Origin of the sequence: Desulfovirgula thermocuniculi DSM 16036, from assembly GCF_000429345.1 — a bacterium.
Taxonomy (GTDB): Bacteria; Bacillota; Desulfotomaculia; order Desulfotomaculales; family Desulfovirgulaceae; genus Desulfovirgula; species Desulfovirgula thermocuniculi.
The window spans coordinates 1-2061 of record NZ_AUBR01000115.1; the positions used below are offsets into that span (position 1 = coordinate 1).

General features: G+C 55.2%; 3 protein-coding genes. All 3 read left to right on the forward strand.

Going from position 1 to position 2061, the window contains the following annotated elements:
* Positions 1-244 (forward strand): hypothetical protein (locus tag G454_RS21940; RefSeq protein WP_035108112.1); only part of this gene is annotated, 244 nt, incomplete at its 5' end.
* Between the two features lie 43 nt (positions 245-287).
* A complete protein-coding gene (locus tag G454_RS0115025) occupies positions 288-698 on the forward strand; it encodes a hypothetical protein (protein ID WP_027719225.1) in 411 nt (136 codons plus the stop codon).
* Positions 699-1236: 538 nt separating this feature from the next.
* Complete coding sequence (locus tag G454_RS0115030; protein ID WP_156896853.1) at positions 1237-1908, forward strand: hypothetical protein; 672 nt, start codon at positions 1237-1239, stop codon at positions 1906-1908.
* Positions 1909-2061 lie beyond the last annotated feature (153 nt).

Consider the following 2061-nt stretch of genomic DNA (forward strand, 5'->3'; position numbering starts at 1 on the left):
AGTGCGGATCTTTTACGCCAACGGCGGCGGGGTGCAGGTGGGGTTGGCGGATTTCGCGATCCATTTCACGCTGAACAACCCGGAGACGGGTTGCTCGACCGTCTGCTGGGTGTACATGCCGCCGCTGGTAGCGAAGGGACTGGCGCTCTCCCTGGCGCGGGCGGTGGAAGAGTACGAGAAGTACGAGGCGGAAGTCCGGTGCGTCGAGACAGCCGCTGGGGGGAATGAAAAGGCGGTCCAGTAGGGCGATTTTGAAACGTGATGGTTACAAAGGAGGAGCGGGGCGGGTGGCGGTGTTGGAGGTCAAGGATTTTAGTGTTGTGGACATAGTGGCGCGGATGGTCATGGTTTTCAGCTGGCTGACTGCTGTGGGAATTGTGGTGCGGCCTTCAATACCAGGTCTCAAAAAAGTGTGCGCGATGGCCTTTTTGCTTACGCTGGCGGAGATGGCTTTTCTCTTTGTGGTTGCTGTCGTTATCGCGGCGCTTCGTGCTATCGGGGTTGCAGTTTTCATAGAGGGAGTAGCGCCATCCCGGCCACCGGCTACGGCGTACACGCTAATGGTTTTCACGCTGTTCTGCGGGCTTTTGGTGGCGAATGCGATTGTACTGGTGGTGGCGTGTGGCTTGTGTAGGTGGGCGGAAGAAGAAAGTGAGAGCGAAGGTGATTTTGAAGGTTACGCTAAGACGGTGGTGTAGGGAGAAATGCAGGAATTTCAAAGGTTAGCCGAAAAGGTGTGCAATAATGCAAACTGTACTTTGCGAACATATAGGTCAAAACATAAAGTATAGTTGCGGTTTTTATGGGGTGAAGCCGGATTGCGAAGGTCCGGCCTTTAGCTTTTTAGGAGAACTTTCGCGGGAAGGAGACTGGTATATGCGTACATCTCAAAACGTCCTGTCGCCTGAGGAATACGTAGAGGTGGTCAGGGCCCTGCGCCGGAAGGACGAATCGGTGCTCATGGGTCCGGGAGATTTTTTCTCCGAACTAACCCTAAAGGCACGGAGTTTTCTTAGTGACCCGGAATGGGACGAAGATCGCGCGGGGTTTTCATGGGAAACTGCCTGGTGTGTGCTGGCGCACGCATGGGGCAATGCTTATCCCAATGCTGCGGTGCTTTACTTTCCCGGTATGTCGGCACTTACGGCATTTCATTTTTGTCTGTGGGGACAGGATGCTCCCAAGACGGTGAGTGGGCTTCCCCTCCCTCCGGTGCACGTACAGGAAGCCGCAGGGATGGAAGGAGGGGGTTTTAGGTGCGGCCAGTGCAGGGAGTTGTGTCTACAGAAGCCGGAGCTGGCACTTAAAGTATCCGACAGGGCTCCGGTGATGAGATTGGCGGAACGGGAGGTAGCCGGCCTCCTGAAGTCCCTAGCGTGGTATAGTGACAACAGGACAGCGCTGGCGAAGTGGCTTTTTGATCCCCCCTCCGGCGGAACCGGTGACGGTTGCGTTTTGAGTTTTCGCAGGCTGGTCAACACGGCTTTCGGGATCGCCAGTGAGGCACGGGAGGGAGTAGAAATTTTTGAGCGCCTGGTCAAGGCCTTTCTGGAGGTCTCCGGGAACATTGAGAAGGGCGAAACCACTTCGCTCCTGGCCCCTCTGATCGAGGTGGTAGGAAGGGAAAGGTACGAGCTGGCTGTTAAGACGGTAAAGGAGATTTCGACGATGCTGTTAAGCTGTGCCAGCTATGCGTACTGGGCAGCGGGTACTGAAGGGGAGTGCTACGGGCGTGCCTTGGAGCTTATCAGGAAAGCCTGCACAGCGCTCTTCTACTGTGGGGCTGCATGGTTGTGCGATGGTCTGCGTCCCGTCGGTGTAGAGAGTAGATTCCTGGCTGTCTTTCGTTCGCTGTTTGTGCAACGGCGGTCGTTATTTGGATGTACGGCGAAGGAACGTGAGGAATGACGAAATGAGATAAACCTGCTATTTTCCAGGGTTCCTAAAAAGGCCTGAAAAGGGTAGTGTTGTTGATTGTTTAACCTGAACATACTCAACGATGTCCAGAGGGAAGCGGTCACAAAACCGTAGCGGGGAGAGAGGTGGCGCACCATGTTCGAA